The organism is Dysgonomonas sp. 25, assembly GCF_010501075.1.
In the GTDB taxonomy this organism is placed as follows: domain Bacteria; phylum Bacteroidota; class Bacteroidia; order Bacteroidales; family Dysgonomonadaceae; genus Dysgonomonas.
The window spans coordinates 1-301 of record NZ_QVMN01000057.1; the positions used below are offsets into that span (position 1 = coordinate 1).

Here is a 301-nt window from a genome sequence, read left to right on the forward strand (position 1 = left end):
GCTCCCATTCGTTCATTAAAAAGCCCTTCGTCACGCCAATATCAATTAAGTCCCAAGGAAAGATTTCATCACTTCCGCGTTCTCGGCGGTTATAAAAGTCAATGGTCAATCCTTGACGGGTGATTTCCTCATCCCAGACCTGATAATCAAAGTGTTCGGTCCATGATTCAAATAGACATCCTCGGCGGTAAACCCCTTCAATTACCTTGCTTAAGCGACGATCGCCACGAGCGAGAACGCCTTCGATAATCGTGGTCTCCGGATCGTGATATTGATAACGGAGACTCTTGCGATTCAGTTG

At 46.5% G+C, this 301-nt stretch carries 1 pseudogene; it reads right to left on the minus strand.

The features are described from left to right. A pseudogene (locus D0T66_RS16175) lies at positions 1-301 on the minus strand (B12-binding domain-containing radical SAM protein); the annotation flags it as partial.